This window comes from Streptomyces sp. V4I8 (assembly GCF_041261225.1).
Classification (GTDB): domain Bacteria; phylum Actinomycetota; class Actinomycetes; order Streptomycetales; family Streptomycetaceae; genus Streptomyces.
The window spans coordinates 176,962-199,972 of the sequence record NZ_JBGCCN010000002.1 but is presented as its reverse complement, the minus strand read 5'-3'; the positions used below and the strand labels follow the sequence as shown (position 1 = coordinate 199,972).

Here is a 23,011-nt window from a genome sequence, read left to right as displayed (position 1 = left end):
GAGACCGTGGCCGCGGGGACCGGGAAGTCATCGACACACCCCACCCAACGCCACACCCCCGGCCCAGGACACCCCGGACCGGTCACACCATACGAATCAACGACCCGCGAAGTACGGGTCTAGCCGGAGAGGCGGTCATGCTCCTCTGGACTTTGCCGCGTACTGGGGAGGGGCGTTGGACGCCGAGACCATCGAGAAGAAGTGGCCGGTCCTGGGCCGCCACGAACAGGCTGAGGGCTGGCTGTTGGTGTGGGTCGATCTTGGGCGGGCGCCTCGGACGATCGACGCGTACGCGCGCGGGCTCGCAGAGTACTTGCAGGTATGCGAGCGCGACGGGGTTGATCCCATCACGGCGAACCGTGCCAACGTCGCCGCGTATGTACGCGAGCTGAGCACACGCCCCAGCCGACGCGGGGCGAATGTCGTGTCGATCGATTCCGGCTCCGGGCTGGCGAATGCGACGCTGCAGCAGCGGCTGGTCCCAGTGCGCCTGTTCTACGACTTCCTCATTGAGGAAGGGGTGCGGGAGTCCAACCCCGTCGGGCGGGGCAAGTACACACTGGGTCGACATTTCGGCAGTTCACAGCGTGGCCTGGTGCCCCGGCTGACCAAGCTGCCGTGGATCCCCACGGAACAGCAGTGGCTGGATGTGCTGGCGGTCGCACGGCACGAACCGATCCGGAACCGGTTGATGCTGGCGCTGGCCTACGACGCGGCTCTGCGCCGTGAGGAGCTGTGCTCTCTGCGGACTGACGACCTGGATCCGGCGCATCGGACGCTGCGAGTCCGGGCGGAGTGCACGAAGAACCGGATGGAGCGCGTCGTCCCGTATTCCGCGTCGACCGGGGTGCTGATGTCGGAGTACCTGGTTCACCGGGCTACGGTCAGCAGGGCTCGCGGTCCGTTGTTTCTCTCGGAGTCCCGCCGCAACCACGCCCAGCCGCTGACGCTGTGGACCTGGTCGAAGGTGGTGCGGCGCATCGCGCTCGCGGCCGACGTTCCGCGGTTCTCCACCCACACGACACGGCACCTCTGCTTGACCGACCTGGCCCGAATGGGCTGGGAACTGCACGCCATCGCCACCTTCGCCGGCCATCGCAGCACCGAATCGACGCTTCGGTACATCCACCTGTCGGGGCGGGACTTGTCGCAGAAACTCAACCGCGGCATGGAGCAGATCCACAGCTGGCGAACGCGAATGCTGGCCCAGGCAGATACTGAGTCTGCTGCGGAGAGCTCGTGACCGGGGCGCTCACGGCGGCTGTCGGCTTCGTGCCCGCGCAAAGGTCCTGGTCGTGGCCGCTGGACCAGCATCGCTTTGACCGGGTTCCGGCCCTGCGCATCCAGGAAGCACAGGCCCTCGAGGCACTGGACTGGGGAATCCGTCGGCGGCACGGTCACGACGCGCACGCGCCGGAATGGCGAGTCCTATGTCGTCTTATCGCTCCACTCGACGAGGCTCGAGACGCCCTGGGCTGGCTGCCCGACCTGGTGCACCACCGTCGCGCCGCGGATGATGCGACAGCATTGATTCTCCGTACCTGCCTGACTGAGAGGGCGTTTTGTCCAGATTTAAAATGTCCTTTTCCATCCCTCATGGGCGATTGATTCAGTAATGTTGGCCTCCTTGGTCATCCCGAATGTCCGCTTTAGTGCTTGACTGGCGAAGCCCGCCCGACCATGAAGCGGATAGGTCTACCCATGTTCAAACCAAACGCGTTTCATGAAATAAAACGGGGCAAAACACCTCATGCGATCGCCGCATGAAGTAGGAACGTTAGGGATGTACAGCATGAATCCGACACAGCCCAAGTCGGATATTGACGCCCATAAGTAGTTCAAACGCCCTCTGAGTGGGCGTTTAGGGATGGATTGAGACGCTAAGTCGCTCCTGCGGCCAACACCCTTCGGGGTGATTCGCGCCTTACATGCGCCTTCACGGCATCCCGGGTGCCGATCCGGTCGCCCGTTTGATCCGCTCCTCAGCGCCGAATTCCGTCTGGTCTAACAACGGGTTGGAAGCTTCCTGTCTGTCGGTAACTTCCAGGCGTTTCAGGCCGCACGCGTTGGCGATAAATGTGGCAAAACATGTTGAAACGGTCGGCGTGAATCACCATCAAACGCCCACTGAGTGGGCGTTAAGTCCATTTCTGATAGCGGCCTCGTCCGGGTTGGGTGAGGAAGCCTTGTCGGACCAGGCGTCCGAGGCGGCTGCGAGTGATGTTGACAGCCGCCTCGTGGGTGGGCATGCCGAGGAGTTCGTGCAGCTCGCGGGCTCTGAATGCCCGGCCGGGGTGCTCGTTGAAAGCGTTCACGATGGCCTGATAGGCGGTGGTCGTCTCGGGCGGTTCGGGTTCGTCTCCAGCCGGTGCGAGTTCGGCGATGACCTGCTGGGTGGTGGTCAGGTCCGCGAGTCGCGCTTCGGCCTCGGCCAAGGCGGCGGTCAAGTGCTCGATCTGGTCGCGTAGTTCACCGGCCCGGGCCGTGGTCTCGTCGTGCTGGACCTGGAGGTAGGCCAGCAGCTCGATGACGTTCACGCGGCCAGCTCTAGGGTGTCGCGCCAGGCCGGACTCGGTGTGGTGAGGCGACGGGTCATGTTCGCGATGGAGGCCCAGTAGACGCGCGAGGTGGAGGTGTCGGGGCGGTGGTCGTACTCGCGGGCCAGGCGGCGGTGCAGCATCAGCGTGCCGTTGACCTGCTCCACGATCCACCGCTTGGGCTGCGGGACGAAGCCTTTGCCCTGGTCTTCGGGGTTGCGGCGGACGACCTCGACGTCAATGTCCATCAACGCGCCGTGGATGACGACTTGGTCCTTGAAGCCCTGGTCCACCAGGGCCTTCTCCAGCCGGTTCCCGCACCGTTCGGCGGCTTGGTCGAGCAGGGCGGTGCCGGCGGCGTTGTCGTGGGCGGACGCGGCCAGCACCACGACGCCGATGATCAGCCCCAGCACGTCCACGGCTGTCGGCGTACGAGCTGAAGTGCATAGCTGCGTACGTTTGAACGTGCAGAGGTGTCAGGCCACTTCGGTTTCCCGCTCGATGGCCTTGAGGCGGTTCTTGAGTCGGTAGCTCGGGCCGTTGATGGGGACGACTTCGCAGTGGTGGAGGAGCCGGTCGAGGATCGCGGTGGCGAGGACCTCGTCGCCGAAGACTTGGCCCCACTCGCTGAAAGTCTTGTTCGAGGTCAAGATGATGGAGCCCTTCTCGTAGCGCTTGGAGATCACCTGGAAGACCAGGTTTGCTTCCGCGCGTTCGAGGGGCTGGTAGCCGACTTCGTCGACCACGAGGACACTCGGCCGCAGGTAGGTGCCGAGTTTGTTGGTCAGCCGGCCGGCGGCTTCGGCGGTTTTGAGGTTGCGGACCATGTCGTCGAGGCTGGTGAAGTAGATCGAGTAGCCGGCCCGGCAGGCCGCGACGGCCAGGGCGATGGCGATGTGGGTCTTGCCGACTCCGGGCGGCCCGAGCAGGGCCGCGTTCGCCTTGGCTTCCACGAAGGAGAGGGTGGCGAGGTCCTTGATTTTGCGCGGGTCGAGGTCGGGCTGGAACGAAAAGTCGTACTCGTCCAGCGTCTTGTGGTGTGGAAGCCTCGACAGCCGCAGGCCCTGGCGGAAGCGCCGGTCGTCGCGGACGGCGAGTTCCTCGGACAGGACCAGGTCGAGGAACTCGAGGTAGCCCATCTTCGCTTCGTCGGCCCGCCGGATGTACTCGTTGATGGCTTCGGCCAGGTGGGGCAGGCCGAGCTTGCCGGCCGTGCTGCGGACGCGGGTGGAGACCAGCTCGCTCAAGACGTTTCCCTCGTGCTCGGGTGGGTGGTGAAGGGACGGGTGCCGGTCAGCTCGTCATAGACCGACAGCGGCCGACGGCCGACCTCGATCCGGGTGGCCGCGGCCCGGTGCAGCAGGGCCTGCAGCGGACCGGCTTCCTCGCCGGGGACACGCTCGTGACGAGGCTGGGGCGGGACGTCGCCGCTGGTGGTCCGGCGGCCCTGGCCGGTGGGCAGACCGTCCCAATGCTTCTCCTCCACGATGCGGACACCGCGGCCGACTGCCCGCGGGTGCATGGCCAACAGCGTTTCCCCGCTGGCATCAGGGGCGGTCGAGTGCAGCATGACCTGGGACTTTGTAGCCCTGATCTCCACCAGCTGGCGTGGGCGGACCTTGCGGGCGGGCACCGAGTAGAGGTTCCCGCCGAAGGCGACCAGACAGTCCTTGCCGACCGGCCGCAGATGCCGCTCGGCCACCAGATACGGCGTCGGAGGCAGCGGCTTGAGGGCCGCGTGGTCCCGGGCCGCCCGCTCACCGATGACCTCCCGGTGCGTCTTGTGGATCTGGGCCCGCCGCTGCGGCACCCACGCGGCGAACGCCGCGTCCATCTCCTCGACGGACGAGAAGGCCCGCCCGGACAGGACGTGGTCGCGCACGATCAGGACCTGCCGCTCGACCCGGCCCTTGCCCTGCGGCCGGTAGGCGGCCAGGACGTCGATGTCGAAGTCGTAGTGGCCGGCGAAGCCGACCGCTTCCGGGTGCAGCGGGACCGCCTCGCCGGGGGCGACGTGGCGGCGGACGACGGTCTTGGTGCGGTCGTAGACGATCGTCATCGGCACCCCGCCGAAGTGCGCGAACGCCCGCCGGTGGCAGTCGAAGAACGTCTGCAGATCCAGGCTGGTGGTGAAGCAGCAGAACGGGTCACGCGAGTACGACAGCACCATGTGGAAGGAGTAGACCTTGGGAATGCCCAGGTGAGCGAGGGTCTTGCCCTCATCACCCCAGTCCACCTGCGCCTGGGCGCCCGGGATCACCTCGAACCGGCGGTGCATCCCCGCCAGTTCCCTCGGCGTGATGCCCAGTTCCTCGGCGATCCTCGGGCGTGCTTCCTGAACGTAGAGCTTGACCCGCTGGTAGTTGCCGGTGAACCCGTACTCCTTGGCCAGCCGCTCGTGGATCACCGCGGCCTTCATCAGGACCTCGGCCCGAAGCATCGCGTCGATCAGCGGGGCGACCTCATCGACCACCCGCCTGCGTGGCTGCCCGCTCACCGTCCGACGCGGCGGCGACGCCGACCCGTCGGCAGACAAGTACTTGCTGACCGTCCGCCAGTTCAGCCCGGTTTCCTTGGCAACCTCCGACAGGCTCATGGCCCCGGACTCGACCAGGCCACGAAAACGCCGGAGTTCCAGCCAGCGCTGCGGGTCCAAGACCACCATCGACCCCTCTCTGCAACCTTGAACAACAGGCAGCAGAGTGCAGGGCACCGGCCCTCAACACATCAGGAACTATGCACGTTCATCCGTACGTGACTATGCACGTTCACGTGTACGCCGACAACGGCCAGCCCCCGCTTGCGGCCCGACACCTTCTTGTTGGCGTCCAGTCCCGTCGTGGTCTTCGGGACACCCGCAGCCGCGCGCACGGACTGGGTGTCGATGATCACCAGGGACGGTCCAAGGCCGGGTAGTTAGGACCTGCGGATTATTAACTCGCCGTCTTGATCTCTGTAGGGATGGTGATGCCTGCCGTGCTGGCGAGGCAGCGGAGGTCGTCGAGGGTGGCGAGGTGCTGGTCGGCGGGTTGAATGGTGTGCCCGGCTGCCTCGAGGAGCTGGCGGATGTCGCGAATGCGCCGGTTGATGGTGAATGGCGTGACGCCGAAGAGGCGGGCGATGGCGACCTGCGGGAGCCCGAGTCGCTGGTGGAGGAGGGTGGCCAGGAGCCGGTCGGCGAGGGTGAGGATGGGGCGGCGGCCGGTGGTGCCGTCGCCTTTGACTCGTGGGCGATGGCCGCGCCGCTTGTCCAGCGCCGTCTCGCGTTGGCTCTCGTGGAGGGTGGTGAGCGTGGTGATCAGGGCTTCCCACTCTGGGGCCGGCATGCCGGTCAGGGTGGGGTGGCAGAGCCAGGCGAGGTCGGGGCTGGGCTGGTCGAAGGGGTCCGGTGCGTCGCTGACCTGGGTGTATGCCTCGGGCCGCAGTGTGTAGTTCCAGTCACCGTGCCATTCGTGGCGGTGCAGGGGCAGGGCATCCAGCTGCCGGTCACTGATCCGGACTCCGGTCTCGTAGGCGCCTGTGTCGAGTTCGGCGTGCACCGTCAGCCCGGTCCGGGTGGTCGTCGCGGCGATGCTGTTCACGATGACTTCGTGGCTGGTCAGCGGCCTGCCGCGCCAGTTCATGGTGATGTGGGAGAACAGCCGGTGCTCCACCTTGTTCCATTTTGAAGTACCTGGCCAATGCCGTTGTTTGAATGGTGGAGTTGGCGGGGGTGTCCGGTGAGACCGTGGGGTGGTGCTCGTGGCCGGGCATGGGTCAGGCATGGGTCATCCGTGGGTGGGGCTGTCTGATCGGGTACGGCTGGGGCTGCTGACGCGGTGGGTGACGCCAGCGCTGGTGGACGAGGTGCTGGGCGGGTGCCGCAAGCGGGACCGGCGGCCGGGTGCTCTGCCGGCTGGCTTCACGGTGTACTTCACGCTGGCCCTGGCCCTGTTCCATCAGGACTCCTATGACGATGTCGCGGAGAACCTGACGGGCGCGATCGCCGGGATGGGCGAACACATCCCGAACAGGGCGTCGTTCACCCGTGCCCGGGAGCGTCTGGGGCCTGAGGTGCTGGAGATGCTGTTCCGGAGACTGGCCGGGCCGCTGGCCCCGCCCGGGCTGGCGGGATCCTTCTGGCGGGGGATGCGTCTTGCCGCGGTGGACGGGTTCCTGCTGGACGTGCCGGACAACGAGGCCAACCGGCACGCCTTCGGCGGCCCGAAGGACTCGCGCGGAAAACCAGGAGGATTTCCGCAGGTCCGGGTCGTGACACTGACCGAGACCGGCACCCACGCCGCCATCGACGCACGGGTGGGCGGCTTCAACGGCGGCGAACGCGACCTGGCCGTCGCCATGGCTGCTTCGGCCGACGGAATGCTCGTGATCATGGACCGGGGCTTTCCCGGAGTGGAACTGTGGAAGGCATACACCACCGCCGGTGCACACCTTCTGCTGCGGGCGCGCTCCTGCGTCGCGCGTCGTCCGGTGCAGCGCCTGCCCGACGGCACTTACCTGGCGCGGATGAACCTCGGCGGGCAGAAAGGCGCGCACCCGGGCGGCGTACTGGTCCGTGTGATCGAGTACCGCGTCGACGGCGGCGAGGTGATCCGGCTCCTGACCGATCTCTTCGACACAGACACCTACCCCGCGGACGAACTCGCGGCCCTGTATCACGAGAGGTGGGAGGCGGAATCTTCATACCGCCAGCTCAAGACCTTCCAGCGCGGCCGGCAGGAAGTACTGCGGTCGGCCGACCCGGCACTGGTGCGCCAGGAAGTATGGGCACACCTGATCGTCCACTACTGCCTGACCGGCATCATCATGCGGCTCGCCGACGGTCACCAAGCACGCGCGACGCAGCGTGATCCGCCAGTGCGCCGATACTCCCGCAAAGATCGGGAAGTGCCTGGCCCTGCTGTCCGCGAAGGTGTGCCGGAAACTCGACAATGGCACCCGGCGTCTACGCGAGGCCGACAGGTTTCTCAAACGCCCCAACTCGCTGTACTCCTACCGGCCCAAGGACCAGCAACGTGCACCAGCACGCCGGGTACCTGCCAAGGCCATCACGCTGCAGCCCACGATGATTCAGTAGTCAAACAACGGCATTGAGTACCTGGCGGAAAGTGACAGACGGTGATGTCCAGGCCCGTCTGAAGGGCCAGGGCGGCGAGTTCGGCTTTCCAGGCGCGGGTGCGGTAGCCGTTCGAGCCGCCCGCGTCCGCGGTGACCAGCAGCCGCCGCGCGTGCGGATAGGCGCCCCGCCCCTGGCTGTTCCACCAGCGGCGGATGGACTCCACGGCGAACGCTGCAGTGTCGTGGTCGGTGCCGACGCTGACCCATCCGGTGTCCGCGGCCAGATCGTAGATCCCGTACGGGATGGCCTTGCCCAGCTCCGGGTCCGGGAAGTCGTGCGTCCGCACCCGGACCGGTTCGCCCTTGCGGTGCCACTCGCCGCCGGCGTTCTTGTAGTTGCCGACGACTTCCTTCTTCTTGGTGTCGACGCTGACCACCGGGTCCCCGGCAGCCTGATACTCCTTGGCCCGCTCGTTGATGTAGCGGAACTGGCCATCGCGGTCCGGGTGTTGCCTGCCCTCTACGGTCTTGGCGTTGCCCTGGAGACTGAAGCCCTCCTCACGCAGCAGGTCGGCCACGGTCTCCGCCGAGATGCGGTGGCCCTGCCCGGTCAGCTCGGCGGCCAGGTGACGGGTCGACTTCACCGTCCAGCGCAGTGGCGACATCGGATCACCCCGCATGTCCGGCTCGACAAGGGCCAGCAGCGCGGGCCGCAGTCCCGGATCGAGCTCCACCGCACGCTTGCGGCCTCCGCCTTCCCGGCGGGCCCGGCCCAACGGGGCTGCCCCGGACTCCAGTTCAGCAACCCCACGGGAGACGGTGCCCTCACGCACCCCGGCCGCACGGGCCACCACCCGGATCCCGCCATGCCCCAGCGACCGGGCCTCCGCCCCTATGGCCAACCGGCGCTGACGCTCGTCCAAGTGCGGGAACAACGCCTCGAACTTCGCGGCCAGAGCCGCCTCAACCCCCTCCAGCATCCCCATACCACAACAACGACGAGCAACCAGGGAAGCAACGACTTGTTTCTCCGCAGGCCCTTAAGGGCCCGTCAAGAAATAACTTGCGTGTTTCTGCTCCTGAGCTGCAGCGTCAAGAGCAGAAACACGCAAGTTATTTCTTGACGGGCCCTAACTTCCCGGTCTTGTCTCAAGGTCGATCTCACCGGCCAGGGTGATCAGCGCCCGGCTGCGCTCGTCGAGCCGTTGGACGTTCAGATGGGGCAGGGACATGGCGCCTCCGGTTCCGGGCGACCGGCCGGGGCGGAGACCAGCGATTGTGGCTGAGAGCCCGGCAAGTTTGTGTGCTCGGCAGCAACGCGCCGTCGGGGTCTGGAACGTCGACGTCCTGCTGTGAGGGTAGTCCCGGATTCGCCGGGGCGGGAGACGGAAAGAGCTCTCAAGACCCGGACCTGTGGCAGGAGTTCGGATACGTCGGGTGGCGATGCGGTCGGGGAGGGCCGCCGCACATCGTGGACCCGGCGAGGTGGTTCGAGGGGACGGATGACAGCGGTGCAGGGACTCTCGACGACGGCCGAACGCTGACCCTCTGACGGCGTATCAAAACTGACCCTCTTGGTGATCTTCGTCTGACTCTGGCCTTGTTGATCAAGGTCAGGAGGAAGAGGTGATCCTTGTGGAGGACTGGGCAGAGATCCGTCGGTTGCACCGGGCCGAGCAGATGCCGATCAGGGCGATCGCCCGCCATCTGGGCATTTCGAAGAACACGGTGAAGCGGGCGCTGGCGCACGACCGGCCGCCGAAGTACGAGAGGCCGGCCAAGGGCTCGGTGGTGGACGCGGTCGAGGTGCAGATCCGCGAGCTGCTGCGGGAGACGCCGACGATGCCCGCGACGGTGATCGCCGAGCGGATCGGCTGGGACCGCGGGATGACCGTGCTCAAGGAGCGGGTCCGCGACCTGCGTCCCGCCTATATCCCGGTGGACCCGGTGTCGCGGACGACGTATCGGCCGGGTGAGCTGGCCCAGTGCGACCTGTGGTTCCCCGACGCGGAGATCCCGCTCGGCTACGGGCAGACCGGGCAGCCGCCGGTGCTGGTGATGGTGTCCGGCTACTCGCGGATGATCGCCGCGAGGATGCTGCCCTCGCGGCGGACCGGGGACCTGATCGACGGGCACTGGCGGCTGCTGTCCGCCTGGGGCGCCGTCCCGAAGATGCTGGTCTGGGACAACGAGTCCGGGATCGGCCGCGGGAAGGTGACCGGCGAGTTCGCCGCGTTCGCGGGCCTGCTCTCCACCAGGATCTACCTCTGCCGCCCCCGCGATCCAGAAACGAAAGGGCTGGTGGAGCGGGCCAATGGTTACCTGGAGACCAGCTTCCTGCCGGGCCGTCACTTCTCCGGCCCCAACGACTTCAACGCCCAGCTGGGCGAGTGGCTGAAGGTCGCCAACCGGCGCCGGCACCGCGCTCTGCAGGCCCGTCCGAGCGAGCGGTGGGAGGCGGACAAGTCCGGGATGATCGCGCTGCCGCCGGTCGACCCGCCGTCCTGGTGGCGTTTCTCCATCCGGCTCGGCCGCGACCACTACGTCCGCATCGACACCAACGACTACTCCGTCGACCCCGCCGCGATCGGGAGGACGGTGACGGTGCTCTGTGACAACGATGAGGTCATCGTCCTGGCCACCGGCGGGGAGATCGTCGCCCAGCACCCCAGGTGCTGGGCGAAGCACCAGACCCTCACCGACCCCCAACACGCCGCCACCGGCACCCGGATGCGTCAGGGAGTGCACCGTCAGCAGGCAGCCCGCCAGAGCCGGCTGGCTGCTTCGTCCGGCCCGATGGTCGAGGTCGAACAGCGCGAACTGGACACCTATGACCGACTGTTCACCGTCATCGACGGCGGCGGCGACAAGGAGGCGAGCTGAATGCCCCGCCCCGCGACAGCCTCCGGCGACGACGAAGGCGAGGAAGAGCCCGGCGCCGTCGAGAAGACCACCACCGCCAGGACGGCAGCGGCGGCATCCTCCCGTCGGACGGGCCGGCAGACCTTGACTGACCTGGCTTTCCTCGCCCGCGCGATGAAGGCCCCGGCCCTGCTGGACGCCGCCGAACGGCTGGCCGAACGCGCCCGCAAGGAGTCCTGGACGCACGCCGAATACCTCGTCGCCGTGCTCCAGCGCGAGGTGAGCGCCCGCGAATCGCACGGCGGCGAGGCCCGCGTCCGCGCGGCGAGGTTCCCCGCCGTCAAAACGGTCGAGGAACTCGACGTCACCCATCTGCGCGGGATAACGCGCCAACAGCTCGCGCATCTGGGTACGTTGGACTTCATCGCCGGGAAGGAGAACGCCGTTTTCCTGGGTCCGCCCGGGACCGGAAAGACACACCTGGCGATCGGGCTCGCGGTCAGAGCCTGCCAGGCCGGACACCGCGTCGCCTTCGCGACCGCCTCCGAGTGGGTCGACCGGCTCGCCGCCGCCCACGCAGCCGGCCGTCTGGCCGACGAGCTCACCAGACTGGGCCGCTACCCGCTGATCGTGGTGGACGAGGTCGGCTACATCCCCTTCGAGGCCGAAGCCGCGAACCTGTTCTTCCAGCTCATCTCGAACAGATACGAACGCGCGTCCGTGATCGTCACCAGCAACAAGCCCTTCGGACGCTGGGGAGAGGTCTTCGGCGACGAGACCGTGGCCGCCGCCATGATCGACCGCCTCGTCCACCACGCCGAGGTCCACTCGTTCAAGGGCGATTCGTATCGCATGCGCGGCCGCGAACTCGGACGCATCCCCACCGACAACCAAGACGACTGAACACACGCAACAGAAGACACCTGGGTCACTATTCACCCGCCCAAACTGGGTCACGGTTCACCCGCCGCCGACAGGGACAGCCCTGGCCGTGTTCGGCACTGAGGCCACGGGCTGGTCGTCATCGGATGGGGTGGCGACTGGAACGCCGGGACCAGCGCATGACGATGAAGGCCAGAGCAGCCACGAAGAGCGCGACGCCGATGAGCAGCAGGTAGCCGAGCCCCTCCGTCACCGTTCCGATGATTCCCAGCGCGATGGCGCCCAGAACGAGGAGCAGGAAGAGGACCGTGACGCGGACGCCTCCTTGGGCTGAGCGCAGGCGGTCAGCGGCGTGCGAGCTGCCTCTCGCCGTCTGCGCCGGTCTGGTAGGACAGGTCGTAGTGATGGAAGATCGCTTTCTCTGCCTCGGCGGGCAGGACGTCGTCCATGCCGACCGCGGGTGCCCTTTTCACCAGGGCCTTTGCGTAGGAGACTTTGACGTAGTCCGGCCCCAGGGTCACGCCGTCGAGGGGCACGAAGGCCAACCGGTGGCGGGTGGGCAGTCCGGTGCGGACGGTGGCCATGGCCGGTTCGTCGGTGGTGGTGTCCACCCAGATCGCTTCGAGGACGCCGATCTTGTGGTCCTTGGGGTCGACGACGTTGTGGTTGCGCCACTCGCGGATGTCGGCTGCATGGATCATGGTTTGCCTCCTGGGCCGTTGATCTGGGCCGGTGCCGGCCTATCCGTGGACAGCGGCAGCCCGCCGGGTCGCGCCTCTTCCCGCAGCAGTACGGCCGGGGTACCCAGATCCGCCCGCGGTATCCCGCCGACCGCCCGTCAGGTCATGCCTTTCGGCCGCTCGCGCGTTTGACGCTCCGGCGCCGCGGGCGGAGGCGTCCGCGGCCCGTCGGGCACGTTCGTACCGAACAGCTTCAGGGCAGGTGGAGGGGTTATCCGCGAGGGCGGCGAACACGTGGAAGACGAGGCGGCCGCCCGGGGTCGTGGTGTCCAGCGCCTCGTGCAGCGACTGGAAGCCGGTGCCCCGCTGACGCAACCCGGAGACGATCGAGATCAGGTCCTGGGCCGAGCGGCCCAGCCGGTCGAGGGAGGGCCACCACCAGGGTGTCGCCGGGCCGGAGGTAGTCGAGACACCTCCACAGTTCCTCGCGCTCCGCGTTCTTGCCCGCCTTCTTGTCGGCGAAGACCCGCACGCAGTCGGCCGCGGTCAGGGCCGCGATCTGCCGATCGACCAGCTGCCCCTTCGTGGAAGCGCGGCTGGAGTAGTTAGACACTCCCCCAACCTTGGGGCACCGAAGGTGGTGACGAGCTAACGGGCAGGAGGTTGCGCGACAGGCCAAGAAAGGGTGAGGAAACCACCCGTTTAGGTGACGTTCTGTCGGATTTTCGCATGATCGACATCTGTGCCGTCATGATCTGCGGGTCGAGGTCGTCGGTGGACACGTTGTACCGAGCACGGCAGTCGCCGACGGCTCCAAGTCTCTGTGTGAGGGTTTTTCAGTTGCACATGAATGTCTTCAGCATGCCCGCGCGCCCCGCCGTTCTCCTGAGCGTTTCGGCTCTGGTGATCGGCGGCGCACTGGTCGTCGGCCCGGCCTATGCCGCCCCGGGGGGCGAACGTTCCGGCTCCACCGGCAAGGCAACCGCCGTCGCGGCACGTGCCGACCTCGATGTCCTGGTGGACGGCGTCGGTGACGTTCCGGTGAAGAAGGCGCTCGGAGACCTGAGCGCGCCAGGGGACGCGCAGCAGACGGTGCTCACCGCCAAGGTGAACGGTGTGAACAAGGGGCAGCCCACCACGCTGGTCAAGGCGGAGGTCGCGCATTCCAGCGTCAAGGCGGACGCGCACCGGTCGGTGGGCGACGTCAGGCTCGTCCGCGTACGGGTCTACGCACCCGGCCTGCCCGCCAACCCGCTGCTGAGCGCCGACCTTCTGAAGGCCACAGCCTCCTGCGAGACAGGCAAAAAGCCGACCGCGAAGGCCGCGCTGGCGGACAACGTGACCGTCCTCGGCAAGCCCGTCCCCGTGAACGGACCCGACGACCAGCACATCGAGGTGCCCGGCGTCGGCACTGTCGACCTCGTCCTGGAGAACGCGACCACAACGGACAGCACAAGCGCAGCCACCGCGCTTCGGCTGAAGTACACCGTGACCCCGGCCAAGCTGGGCGTGGTGAAGGCATCCGGGGACATCGTGCTCGCCGAGGCCACCTGTGCGATTCCGGACAACTCCGGCGCCGCCCGTGACGGTTCGGGCAGTGACGGTTCGCACGGTGCCGGATCCGATGGTGCCGGATCCGATGGTGCCGGATCCGATGGTGCCGGATCCGATGGTGATGGATCCGATGGTGATGGATCCGGCAGTGGTGCCGAGGACGGCTCGTCCGACGGCCAGTCCGCCGGCGAGCCGGCCGACTCCACGGATGCCGAGAACGCCGACGCTGCGGGCAATCAGGCCAGCACACAGACCGGCAACAACGGCATGAACCTTGCCGAGACCGGCGGCAACTCCGCCACACCCTTCATCGCCGGCACGGGCGGGGCACTCCTCCTCGGCGGCGCCGCGACCATGTACCTCATCCGTCGCCGCCGCACCACTCAGAACAACTGACGCGGTACCCGTCGCGACCGGCGCTCCCGCCCGGAGACACGGGTCCGGACCACGCCGAAGCCCATCGCCGCCCGGACCCGCGGCCGCGATGGGCTTCGGCCTGCGGGGGCCTCTACCGGCCTTGGGTACTGGTGGGCTCTCGTATTCCGGCCTCGGGGAACAACGGAACAGCCATTAGTGAACCGCACCGGGTTCGTTGGAGAGTGTGATGTGTGGTTCTCAGTTGGTCTGAGTCACTTGGTGTGAACGGTAGTACATGGCCTCGTACTCGGCGGGTGGGAGGTCACCGATGGCGCTGTGGAGGCGTTGTCGGTTGGTGACTGGATAGGTGTCTCGGTCCGGAGGCGTGCGTGATTGCCGGTTGGCGGGACCGGTGATCAGCCGAGGGCGGGCATCCAGGGGCTGCCGCGCATGGCCTGGATGAGGACGTCGAGCATGGGCTGCTCGTGTCGGGTGGCGGTGGCCAGGTAGGTGCGGATCGCGGCGAAGTCCTGCGCGCCGTGCAGCGTGCGCAGGCAGCCGGAGACCTTGATCCGCAGCTTGGCCATCCTGATCGTCTGTTCGGCTGGGTTGTTGTCGAACGGCAGTGTGAGGTCGTGGACCCAGCGCAGGTAGTCGTTCCAGCGCTTCGTCAGCCGTCTGAACAGGGCGTGGTACTTCGCCTCGGTCTTCGAGCTGCGGGTGGCGGTCGCCTTCAGCCCGTCGGCCACCGCCTGGGCCAGCGCCCCAAGCTCACCGTCCTTCACGGACACGGCGATCGCGTCGAGCCCGTCCGCTCGGGCCTCTTCCGCGGCCTTCTTCAGGGCCAGCACGGCGTCGATGGCGCGGTAGGCCGCGCACCGGGCCTTCTCGCTGCCCCGCTCGGTGACCGCGACCAGTTCGCGTAGTACGTGTGCCGAGCACAAGGCGTGTTCGGCCTGCGGGTAGGAGTCGTAGGGCGCCCAGGCGTCGTGCATGGCGATGCCGGTGAAGCCGGGCAGTATCCCGGCCGCGTCGATGCCTTCGCGACCGCGGCGGCGGTGCACCGACAGGTGTACGAACTGGCCGCTGGAGGCGGAGTGCAGCCAGTGCAGGCACCCGGCGGTGCGGAACCCCGTCTCGTCGAAGAACGCCACCGCCGCGCCGGCGACCTTCCCGGCCACGAGACGGCCGAAGGCATCCAGCCGGCTCGCGCAAGTGCGTACCCACGAGGCCACCGTGCCCGGCGCGACGGACGCGTCGAAGAGGTCTGCCAGGGCGGTGGCGGTGCGGTCCTTGGACAGGAACTGGCCGTGCATCAGGTAGACGCCGGCGGCCGCGAGACCAGGACCGTACTGCACCGGGGCCCGCACGCCCTCGGGACCGGAGGCCTTCTCGCTCCGCCCGCACGCGCACCGGCAGGTCAGGACCTGATGCTCGGTGACCTCCAGGCCGATACGTTCGGGCAGGTCGAAGACCTGACGCCGCTCGATACCGGCCACGACGGCCCCGGCCAGGTCCGCACCGCAGCCGGCGCAAGGGCCGTGGGGCCGGTGCTCGACCCGGTGGTCGGGGTCCGCGACCTGCCGCAGCGTGATGCCCTTCTGGCCTTTCGGGCGGCCCGGCCCCCGCCCGGACTTCCCACGCAGAGACTTCGGAGCCGGTTTCGCCAGTCCGTCCGAAGACGGCGGCCTGGAAGAGTTCGCCGAGTTCTTCCCCAGCCGGGCCGTCAGGTCCACGACCTGACCCTCCAGTACCACGATCCGTTCCCGCGCCGCGGCGAGTTCCTCACGCAACTGCACCACCAGAACAGCGAGTTCCTCATAAGAAGGCGGCACAGCAGCATCAGACACGAGACAGATGATCACCGATCCAACTGACAAGATTCAACTCATCCCGCCAGGAGCACCTATCCAGTTACGGAGGCAGAACGGGCGGACGCATCATGGACAGTCGCGTCGCGTCTGGTACCCGGGGCATCCCCGGGTACCAGACGCGACCAGCAACCCGCTCCTCCACCACGGCTCTAGCCGTAATAGCCGCCGGAGTAATCACCACCGAACGAGGACGGCTGCTCAGACTGCACCGGCAGCTGCTCCACCGGCTGGGAAACCGACTCCCCGGCACCGCCACCCTGCCCGAACAGATCCCCCCAGTTCGGCTGTGTCCCCGGCTGCCACCCCGAACCCGCCACAGCGGCGTCCGGTGAAGCCGCACCCTGCTGCCCAGCCACAGGCACCGAAGGCTGCACCGGCTCCTCACCGGTTGGCGCGGCCGACTGCTGACCGCCCGCCGAAGGCTGCTGCCCCGCGCCAGCCCCCGGCACAGCCGCCGGATCCGTGGCGCCGGAAAGAAGGGCGGAGCCATCCGCGGGCTTGGCAGCAGCTGCTGTAGCGTCCCCAAAGCCGGAACTGCCTGCCCTCTGGGCAGCCGAGCCCAGCGAACCGTCCGGGGAAGCAGAACCGGACGTTCCAGCAGTGCCGGCAACATCCGCGGGAAGCCTGGCCAGATTCCCGTCCCCCCTGCACGCCTTGCGTGCCCGCAGAGGTTGAGACACCCGCCGCCGACTGCTGCCCCGACGGCACCTGCGACGAGAACGGAGTCCCCTGCCCCAACGCCTGAGACTGCACCGACGCGGCAGACGACGACTGCGCCGAGGCCTGAGACTGCGGCTGCGCTGGCACCTGAGACTGCGCCGAGGCCGGGGCGGGGGCCGGCACTTGAGACTGTGACTGAGCGTGCGCCCCAGACCACGGCGCCGACGGAGACTGCGCCTGGGACGGCGCGGCAGACGACGGCGACTGGGCCGACGCAGCCCCCTGAGACCGCCCGGCAGGCGATAACTGCTGCGCCTGAGACTGCGGCTGGTGCTGCGGCGGGCCTTCCACCCGAAGGGTGGACACCTGTTTGTTTGTTATGCGGCGAGTGTCAGGGTAGCTGACATCTGTTCGTAGGCGACGGGGCTGAGCTGTCCGTTCGCCGAGTGGCGGCGCCAGGTGTTGTACCGCGTCAGCCAGCGGAAGACGGTACGCCGGAAGGCGCCGGCCCCGTCGAAGCGCCGTGCTCCCTTGAGGATCTCCCGTTTCAGAGACGCGTGGAAGGAGGCTTATTCACGGGGGCACCAGCCGTTCTTGTAGAAGGCGAGGGCGGTGACGGTCTTGGCGACGAGGGGGAACCGGGTGAGAGGGCCGCGATAGCGAGTGGCGAGGACCTTCCAGTCCTTCAGATGTGCGATCGTTCGTTCGACGGCGGCGCGGAGCTTGCCGATGCTCTGGTTGAACACCTTGTCTTTGACGGGGCGTTCCTGACCGGGTGGTTTGCGGCGGGCGGTGAGCATGCCGGAGCCGGCATAGCCCAGATCCCCCATGCTCTCCCGGTCGGCGAAGGCTTTGGGGAAGTGGGACTGGCGCCAGGCGTACATGTCGTGCCGACTGCCGGGTACCGGCGCGGAGACGGCGAGCAGGTCCCCGCTGAGAGTGGCGGCGACCTGCAGGTTGAAGCCTGTGTCACGATGCTTGCCGGAGAACATCGTGGTGCCCTCGCTCGCCCAGTCCCACGTGGTGACCAGGGTCCCGTCGGCCAGGACGATCCTGCCGTGTGAGGCGTCGGCGGGGTCGGGCACATGCTCGGCCAGGGCCGTCTCCACCACCGGGAGCAGCGTGGTCCACCGGCGCGAGACGGTGGCCTGGGAGATGTGGAACAGTTCCGCCGCCGCTTGCTGGACGGGGTTCTGCCGCAGCAGGAACAACACCAGGACCACGGACTTGTACAGGCCCAGCGCCCACATCCGTCCCGGCACCACGGGCGGATCGGGGTCCTCCACCAGCATCGTGTGGACCCGGACCACCAAGGCCTCCAGTTGATCCGCTTCCAGCCCTGTCGTAACGTTCCAGCTCAACGGCCCTACCCCGGTGGAAAACTGACGTCGTCGCAAACGCCAGGCTACCGAGCAGGGCCGTCTTGCTGATCAAGAAACCAAGCCCGTGAATAACCCTCCTGAACCAAGACTGCCATCCGGCCCCACCACGCCCCGCCACGCCCCAACAACCCACCAGCCCCGATAAGTTGACGACGCCCCGGCCAGCAACAACACCCCGGCCCGCCTGATGCAATACCCGAGGGTTCACGTACCAGGTGCTGTGCCTCGACATCCGCGACCCGGCCTGTACGCCGCCCCGGCGACCGAACCGGCCCGGGGTCGGATCGGCCTGCCACGCGGCTCTATCAGGATTGAGGTGTGATTCGTCTGTTTGGCCTATCGGTTTCTGGTTGGGCTGTCCGGCTCACACTCGTCCGGCCGAGAGGCGGCCGTCGAAGAGCACGTCGAACTCGTTGAGTGCCCGCTTCCAGCGGTTGCTCCACCGCTGACGGCCGCGTCCGGTGGGGTCGAGGGCGAGGGTGGCCAGGTACAGGCGCTTGAGAGCGGCCTGTTCCGTGGGGAAGTGCCCGCATTGGCGAATGCCCGCAGCCGGCTCCAACGGCTGCGGGCATTCGCTCAGTTCTGGCCGGCCGGGGTGTGGCTACTCACGTGTTGCTGCGCCCTTTGGGGCCCAGCGGAAGAGCTTGTTGATACGGCGGCATGGACGGCAGTCGGCAGGGTGCTCGTACTCGCCAGGCAAGTGCAGCATGACGGCGAGCCTCGACCGGCACTGACTGGATCGAGTGCGGGGAGCGGAATGCCCGCCCGCGATGCGCATACCGTAGTATGCTTGACGTCATGGCCGACACCACGCGAATCACGGTGACGCTCCCCGCCGAGCAGGTGGCGGAGCTGAAGAAGCTCACGGACAACATCTCCGGTTATGTGGCCGAGGCGGTCGCCCGGCAGATCCGGCACCAGCTCCTCGGCGCAGACCTGCGCAGCCACACGGACGAGCACGGGGCCTTCAGCGAAGAGGAGCTGGCCGAGGCCCGAGCGAGGATCTTCGGTACGACTCAGGCCTCGGCCGGCGCTAGCGCGGCATGAGCGGGCACATCGAGACCGTCGTCCTGGACAGTGAAGGCCTGTCGGCCTGGGTGGCCCAGGACCGGAAGATTCTGGCGTTGTTCCAGGTGTTCTACGAGATGGGCTCTGATCTCGTCGTCAGCGCCAACACCATCGTGGAGGTGAGCCACTCCCGGGTGAACATGCCCCGGTTGCAATGGGCGCTCTCCAGGGTCAAGGTGGAGCCGGTCACGGAGCAAGCGGCCAAGGCTGCGGCGCACCTGCTCAAAGCCACCGCTCTACACGGGCACAAGTACGCGATCGACGCCACCGTCGCGGAAGCGGCCCTGCGTCAGCCCGGCCCGGTTGCCATCCTCACGTCGGACGTCGATGACATGACCCGGTTGTGCGGCAACAGGGTCCGGATGATCGGGCTCTGACCGGACCACCGGCCCGCCACCATGTGCAGACCCACACGCCGCGACGCCGAAACCTGGAATCACCGCAGGTCAGTGCGTCGGGGACATCAGCACGGTGGGTCACTTGGCGTGGAGGAGCGCCCGCGGTCCTGAGCGAGGCCAGACCGGCTGCACGGCCCCATGGACGTCTTCCGAAACTCATGAAGGGCTGCGGCCGGTTGAGCCAGTGGTGCCCCACGTCCGGTTCGCAGTGCGGCGGCCAAGGCCTGTACAGCGCGGAAAACCTTGCCGCTCACGCTTCCCTGCATAGCGGTTGGGCTTCGGTTGCCGGTGTCGCAACTATGAGGGACGTTGTACGTGGACATTCTGCCGTGGCTGCCGCTGGTGGCGGAATCGGCAGCACATGGGCCGGCAGCCTGGTGCGCCGCGAGTCGCTGATGCCGACACTGGCTGCACTGCGGCGAGGGCCGCCCCCTGCGCCGGCCCTCGCGCGATCTGTGGGTGCCATGTGCGGCGCTTCCCCCTGGGTGGTGGACACCCTGCACGCCGGCCCCGGTGGGGGTCGTGAGAGGGTGACCGATTATGGTGATGAAGGTCTATTCGCCCGAGTTCAAGGCTGATGCTGTGGCCTTGTTCAGCTCGGACCCCGACCTCACGATCGCGCAGACCGCGCGTGACCTGGGGATCAATGCGGAGACCCTGCGGAACTGGATCCGTGCCGACCGCGCCCGCGGCGGCGTCAGCACCACAAGGAAGAACGTGACCAGCACCACCCGGGCCGACCAGGCCACCGTCGAAGAACTGAAGGCCGAGAACGAGGTCTTACGCAAGGAGCTGAAGGCCGCGCGCAAGGAGAACGCGACCCTGGCCACCGAGCGGGACATCCTGCGCAAGGCGACGAAGTTTTTCGCCGCCGAGATGAACTGGTGAGTCGCTGCCGCTTCATTGAGGATCACCGCAAGACCTTCAAGGTCAAGCGACTGTGCCAGGTACTCGAGGTGGCCCGCTCCACCTACTACAAATGGCGCGAGGCCCGTGCGGCCCGCGCCGCGCGCGAGCGGGCCGACGAGGACCTGGCCGAGAAGATCAAGACCGTCCACGCCGAATCCGACGGCACCTACGGTGCCCCGCGCGTCACCGCCGAGCTGCGGGATACCCACGGCATGGAGATCAACGAGAAGAAGGTCGCCCGCGTGATGCGCAAGTTCCACATCACCGGTTTCCGCGTGCGCAAGAAGGTCCGCACCACCGTGCCCGAGCCATCGGCCACACCGGTACCGGACCTGTTCAGACGGGACTTCACCGCCCCGGCTCCGAACCTGAAGTACATGGGTGACATCACCTATCTCCCCGTCGGCGACGGCGAGTTCCGCTATCTGGCCACCGTCATCGACTGCTTCTCGCGCCGCGTGGTCGGCTGGTCGATCGCCGACCACATGCGCACCCAGCTCGTCGCCGACGCGCTGAAGATGGCCGCGCACGCCCGCGGCAGCCTGCGCGGCGCGATCTTCCACAGCGATCGCGGGTCGGAAGGCGGATTCAACCGGTCGTCGCAACACCGGCGTGCACCGATCGTAGATGATCGTCGAGGGCTTCCGCGGGTGTCTTCCAGCTGAGGGTCTTACGGGGGCGGGAGTTGAGGACCGCGGCGATGGCGGACAGTTCGTCGGCGCTCCATCGGGACAGGTCGGTGCCCTCGGGAAGTACTGGCGCAGTAGCCCGTTGGTGTTCTCGTTCGTGGCCCGCTGCCAGGGAGCGTGTGGGTCTGCGAAGTAGACGGGCAGCCCGGTCTCGACCGTGACTTGGGCGTGAGCGGCCAGCTCCTTGCCGCGGTCCCAGGTCAGTGACCGGCGGAGCTGGTCGGGCAGGGTGGTCATCGTGGTGGCCAGGGCGTCCTTCATGGCCACGGCACCGTAGCCGCCCAGTGCGGGGCCGTTCTTTGTCGGTGGGATGGTGCCGTATCCCTCGGCTCGTGGCAGGTGAACGAGCATGGTGTAGCGGGTCGTTCGCTCCACGAGCGTGCCGATCGCCGACCGGTTCAGCCCGATGATCAGTCGGGTAGCGGGGACGCATTGCTGCGTCCCCGCCCCCTCAGAACCGTGCAAGCCTCACGAATTCATGGCGCCCGGTGTCGCAGTGACAGTCGGTCACATCATGAAGGAAGGGTGCTTCCGACCTGCGATGATTCAGCTTCTCTAGGACTGGATCACGTGCAGGGGAGGCACCCTTCCGGTGTCGAAGCGTACAGAGTGGGCCGATGATCTGTCGCTGTCCGCAAGCGGGAAGAAGCTGGTGGGCAAGGCGGGCATCGTGCCGGTGCGGCGTCTGGCGGACAAGGTCGGGCTGACCGACGCGCTCGGGGCTGCCCTGGTGCGGCGGGGCTTCCGTCCCGTCCATGATCGGGGAACGGTCCTGGTCTCGGCGGCCTGCGCGGTCCTGCTGGGCGCGCGGTCGATGGCCGGGATCGATGTGATGCGCCAGACCTCGCTGGTCCTGGGCAGCCCGGCCTCGGCGTCCACGCTGTGGCGGACCCTGGAGGCGATCGGACCGGTCCAGCTGACGAAGATCGCCTCCGCACGGGCCCGGACCCGTATCCACGTCCACCAGCAGCTCGACCTGCGCCCGGGCGGCTTTCCCTGGATCAAGGTCAACGGGCGGGAGCTGACCGGTGTCACGGTGCTGGACCTGGACGCCTCAGTCGTCCCGGCGCATTCCGGCAAGGAGGGAGCCGAGCCCAACTTCAAGGGATATGGCCACCACCCGCTGTTGATGTTCTGCGACAACACCGAAGAACTCCTGGTCAACCGGCTGCGGCCGGGATCGGCGGGATCCAACACCGCCGATGACCACATCTCGGTGAGTATCGAGGGCCTGCGTCAGCTGCCCACCCGCCGTCGGCGCCGGGTCCTGTTCCGCACCGACGGCGCCGGAGCCACGATGGAGTTCCTCACCTGGATCACCTCCGGCGGCGGCAACGCGGCCAACCGCTGGGAGTACTCCGTCGGCCACACCCGCGACGACGACTTCTGGAAGGCCCTGGCCAAGGTCCCGGCCACCGCGTGGACGCCGGCCCTGGACCACAAGGGCCAGCCGCGCAAGGACGCCGACCTCGTCGAGATCACCGACATGCTCGACCTGACCGGCTGGCCGGAAGGGATGCGGGTGATCGTTCGCCGCGAACCCATCCACCCCAAGTACGAGCGCGAGCTCAAGCCGTACGAGAAGAAGACCGACTACCGCTACCAGGCCATCGCCACCAACACCACCGGCGGGCAACTGCAGTTCCTCGACGCCCGAGCCCGCTCCCACACCCACGTCGAGGCCGGCATCCGACGCGGCAAGGCCCTCTCCCTCAACCTGATGCCCTCCCGCTACTTCAAGGTCAACCAAGCCTGGTGCACCCTCCTCGCCCTGGCCACCGACCTCGCCCGCTGGTTCCAACTCCTGGCCACCGAAGGCAAACTCGCCCGGGCCGAGCCCGCCACTCTGCGCACCCGACTCCTGGACGTCCCCGCGAAACTCGCCGACCACGCCCGAAGACGCGAGCTGAAATTCGACCCCGCCTGGCCCGCATCCACCGACATCGTCGACGCCTGGGGCGCCGTCCAGGCCCTGCCCGCCCCCGGCTGACTGCCACCCCACCGACCCCGATTCCGGAAGGAGGAGACCCGCCCCGTCCTCGGCCCGTGGAAACCGACGACCACCCGTGACGACACACGGGCCGGAACGTCACCACCACCC

The 23,011-nt window shown here is 67.7% G+C and carries 17 protein-coding genes and 8 pseudogenes; 10 read left to right on the top strand and 15 right to left on the bottom strand.

Annotation, left to right across the window (positions count from 1 at the left end; genetic code table 11):
* Window positions 1-175 precede the first annotated feature (175 nt).
* Window positions 176-1,243 carry a tyrosine-type recombinase/integrase gene (locus tag ABIE67_RS46985; RefSeq protein WP_370270278.1) on the top strand — a complete coding sequence of 356 codons (1,068 nt, stop codon included), beginning with the start codon at window positions 176-178 and terminating at the stop codon, window positions 1,241-1,243.
* An 895-nt stretch (window positions 1,244-2,138) separates the two neighbouring features.
* On the opposite strand, the gene ABIE67_RS46980 is transcribed toward ABIE67_RS46985, so the two are convergent.
* The 6 genes and pseudogenes from ABIE67_RS46980 to ABIE67_RS46955 all read right to left on the bottom strand — a co-directional run.
* The gene (locus ABIE67_RS46980; protein ID WP_370270274.1) at window positions 2,139-2,537 is read right to left on the bottom strand and encodes a hypothetical protein; all 399 of its coding nucleotides are present in this window, start codon (window positions 2,535-2,537) and stop codon (window positions 2,139-2,141) included.
* Window positions 2,534-2,962, bottom strand: a pseudogene (locus ABIE67_RS46975) (transposase); the annotation flags it as partial. The gene ABIE67_RS46980 and the pseudogene ABIE67_RS46975, both read right to left, overlap by 4 nt.
* Window positions 2,963-3,013: 51 nt before the next feature.
* Window positions 3,014-3,784, bottom strand: coding sequence for an IS21-like element helper ATPase IstB (gene istB / locus ABIE67_RS46970; RefSeq protein WP_370251676.1), 771 nt, complete (start codon window positions 3,782-3,784; stop codon window positions 3,014-3,016).
* Complete coding sequence (istA, locus tag ABIE67_RS46965; protein ID WP_370251680.1) at window positions 3,781-5,202, bottom strand: IS21 family transposase; 1,422 nt, start codon at window positions 5,200-5,202, stop codon at window positions 3,781-3,783. The genes istB (ABIE67_RS46970) and istA (ABIE67_RS46965) overlap by 4 nt, the downstream gene beginning before the upstream one ends.
* A 119-nt stretch (window positions 5,203-5,321) precedes the next feature.
* Window positions 5,322-5,438 (bottom strand): annotated as a pseudogene (locus ABIE67_RS46960) (IS5/IS1182 family transposase); the annotation flags it as partial.
* Window positions 5,439-5,470: 32 nt separating this feature from the next.
* Window positions 5,471-6,214: pseudogene (locus ABIE67_RS46955) on the bottom strand (transposase family protein); the annotation flags it as partial.
* Window positions 6,215-6,314: 100 nt separating this feature from the next.
* Here ABIE67_RS46955 and ABIE67_RS46950 point away from each other — a divergent pair.
* Entirely contained in the window at window positions 6,315-7,631 is a 1,317-nt protein-coding gene (locus ABIE67_RS46950) for an IS4 family transposase (protein ID WP_370270269.1), read from the top strand.
* On the opposite strand, the pseudogene ABIE67_RS46945 reads toward ABIE67_RS46950, so the two are convergent.
* A pseudogene (locus tag ABIE67_RS46945) lies at window positions 7,631-8,575 on the bottom strand (ISAzo13 family transposase); the annotation flags it as partial. The gene ABIE67_RS46950 and the pseudogene ABIE67_RS46945 overlap by 1 nt on opposite strands.
* A gap of 646 nt (window positions 8,576-9,221) precedes the next feature.
* On the opposite strand from ABIE67_RS46945, the gene istA (ABIE67_RS46940) reads away from it, so the two are divergent.
* Together istA (ABIE67_RS46940) and istB (ABIE67_RS46935) are read left to right on the top strand one after the other, a co-directional pair.
* Window positions 9,222-10,478 carry an IS21 family transposase gene (gene istA, locus ABIE67_RS46940; RefSeq protein WP_370251537.1) on the top strand — a complete coding sequence of 419 codons (1,257 nt, stop codon included), beginning with the start codon at window positions 9,222-9,224 and terminating at the stop codon, window positions 10,476-10,478.
* Window positions 10,479-11,360: an IS21-like element helper ATPase IstB gene (gene istB, locus ABIE67_RS46935; protein WP_370251535.1), complete on the top strand. Its 882-nt coding sequence runs from the start codon at window positions 10,479-10,481 to the stop codon at window positions 11,358-11,360. It begins immediately after the preceding gene.
* Between the two features lie 323 nt (window positions 11,361-11,683).
* Here the strand turns inward: istB (ABIE67_RS46935) and ABIE67_RS46930 are convergent, their stop codons facing one another.
* Genes ABIE67_RS46930 through ABIE67_RS46920 form a run of 3 tightly spaced genes read right to left on the bottom strand, consistent with a single transcriptional unit; the run spans window position 11,684 to window position 12,632 of the window.
* The gene (locus ABIE67_RS46930) at window positions 11,684-12,040 is read right to left on the bottom strand and encodes a PRC-barrel domain-containing protein (RefSeq protein ID WP_370270266.1); all 357 of its coding nucleotides are present in this window, start codon (window positions 12,038-12,040) and stop codon (window positions 11,684-11,686) included.
* A gap of 39 nt (window positions 12,041-12,079) precedes the next feature.
* Window positions 12,080-12,394 carry a hypothetical protein gene (locus tag ABIE67_RS46925; RefSeq protein WP_370270262.1) on the bottom strand — a complete coding sequence of 105 codons (315 nt, stop codon included), beginning with the start codon at window positions 12,392-12,394 and terminating at the stop codon, window positions 12,080-12,082.
* Window positions 12,291-12,632 (bottom strand): recombinase family protein, encoded by a 342-nt coding sequence (locus tag ABIE67_RS46920; RefSeq protein ID WP_370270258.1) that lies wholly within the window; start codon window positions 12,630-12,632, stop codon window positions 12,291-12,293. Before ABIE67_RS46920 ends, ABIE67_RS46925 begins: the two co-directional genes overlap by 104 nt.
* A gap of 248 nt (window positions 12,633-12,880) precedes the next feature.
* On the opposite strand from ABIE67_RS46920, the gene ABIE67_RS46915 reads away from it, so the two are divergent.
* Entirely contained in the window at window positions 12,881-13,969 is a 1,089-nt protein-coding gene (locus ABIE67_RS46915; protein ID WP_370270253.1) for a choice-of-anchor P family protein, read from the top strand.
* A 377-nt stretch (window positions 13,970-14,346) separates the two neighbouring features.
* Here ABIE67_RS46915 and ABIE67_RS46910 read toward each other — a convergent pair whose 3' ends face one another.
* The 4 genes and pseudogenes from ABIE67_RS46910 to ABIE67_RS46895 all read right to left on the bottom strand — a co-directional run.
* Window positions 14,347-15,780, bottom strand: a complete 1,434-nt coding sequence (locus ABIE67_RS46910; protein WP_370253078.1) for an IS66 family transposase — start codon at window positions 15,778-15,780, stop codon at window positions 14,347-14,349.
* 1,061 nt (window positions 15,781-16,841) lie between these two features.
* A pseudogene (locus ABIE67_RS46905) lies at window positions 16,842-17,018 on the bottom strand (IS3 family transposase); the annotation flags it as partial.
* Window positions 17,019-17,033: 15 nt separating this feature from the next.
* The gene (locus ABIE67_RS46900; protein WP_370270249.1) at window positions 17,034-17,825 is read right to left on the bottom strand and encodes a transposase family protein; all 792 of its coding nucleotides are present in this window, start codon (window positions 17,823-17,825) and stop codon (window positions 17,034-17,036) included.
* 385 nt (window positions 17,826-18,210) lie between these two features.
* Window positions 18,211-18,387 (bottom strand): annotated as a pseudogene (locus ABIE67_RS46895) (IS256 family transposase); the annotation flags it as partial.
* Window positions 18,388-18,644: 257 nt separating this feature from the next.
* Between ABIE67_RS46895 and ABIE67_RS46890 the strand changes: the two are divergent.
* From ABIE67_RS46890 to ABIE67_RS46875, 4 genes and pseudogenes are all read left to right on the top strand, one after another.
* Window positions 18,645-18,893 carry a type II toxin-antitoxin system CcdA family antitoxin gene (locus tag ABIE67_RS46890; protein ID WP_370270245.1) on the top strand — a complete coding sequence of 83 codons (249 nt, stop codon included), beginning with the start codon at window positions 18,645-18,647 and terminating at the stop codon, window positions 18,891-18,893.
* Entirely contained in the window at window positions 18,890-19,291 is a 402-nt protein-coding gene (locus ABIE67_RS46885; protein WP_370270241.1) for a DNA-binding protein, read from the top strand. Before ABIE67_RS46890 ends, ABIE67_RS46885 begins: the two co-directional genes overlap by 4 nt.
* A gap of 561 nt (window positions 19,292-19,852) precedes the next feature.
* On the top strand, window positions 19,853-20,200 hold the full coding sequence (locus tag ABIE67_RS46880; protein WP_370270238.1) for a transposase: 348 nt from the start codon (window positions 19,853-19,855) through the stop codon (window positions 20,198-20,200).
* Window positions 20,176-20,799, top strand: a pseudogene (locus ABIE67_RS46875) (IS3 family transposase); the annotation flags it as partial. The gene ABIE67_RS46880 and the pseudogene ABIE67_RS46875, both read left to right, overlap by 25 nt.
* Before the next feature lie 10 nt (window positions 20,800-20,809).
* Here the strand turns inward: ABIE67_RS46875 and ABIE67_RS46870 are convergent.
* A pseudogene (locus ABIE67_RS46870) lies at window positions 20,810-21,324 on the bottom strand (IS30 family transposase); the annotation flags it as partial.
* Window positions 21,325-21,502: 178 nt separating this feature from the next.
* Between ABIE67_RS46870 and ABIE67_RS46865 the strand changes: the two are divergent.
* A complete protein-coding gene (locus ABIE67_RS46865; RefSeq protein WP_370251787.1) occupies window positions 21,503-22,900 on the top strand; it encodes an IS1380 family transposase in 1,398 nt (465 codons plus the stop codon).
* The last annotated feature ends 111 nt before the right edge of the window (window positions 22,901-23,011 follow it).

What these genes read in the sequence shown, in the direction of transcription:
- istB (WP_370251535.1), top strand. Translation starts at nt 10,479, where the DNA reads ATGCCCCGCCCCGCGACAGCCTCCGGCGACGACGAAGGCGAGGAAGAG.
- ABIE67_RS46930 (WP_370270266.1), bottom strand. Translation starts at nt 12,040, where the DNA reads ATGATCCATGCAGCCGACATCCGCGAGTGGCGCAACCACAACGTCGTC.
- ABIE67_RS46885 (WP_370270241.1), top strand. Translation starts at nt 18,890, where the DNA reads ATGAGCGGGCACATCGAGACCGTCGTCCTGGACAGTGAAGGCCTGTCG.
- ABIE67_RS46915 (WP_370270253.1), top strand. Translation starts at nt 12,881, where the DNA reads ATGCCCGCGCGCCCCGCCGTTCTCCTGAGCGTTTCGGCTCTGGTGATC.
- istA (WP_370251680.1), bottom strand. Translation starts at nt 5,202, where the DNA reads ATGGTGGTCTTGGACCCGCAGCGCTGGCTGGAACTCCGGCGTTTTCGT.
- ABIE67_RS46890 (WP_370270245.1), top strand. Translation starts at nt 18,645, where the DNA reads ATGGCCGACACCACGCGAATCACGGTGACGCTCCCCGCCGAGCAGGTG.
- ABIE67_RS46880 (WP_370270238.1), top strand. Translation starts at nt 19,853, where the DNA reads ATGGTGATGAAGGTCTATTCGCCCGAGTTCAAGGCTGATGCTGTGGCC.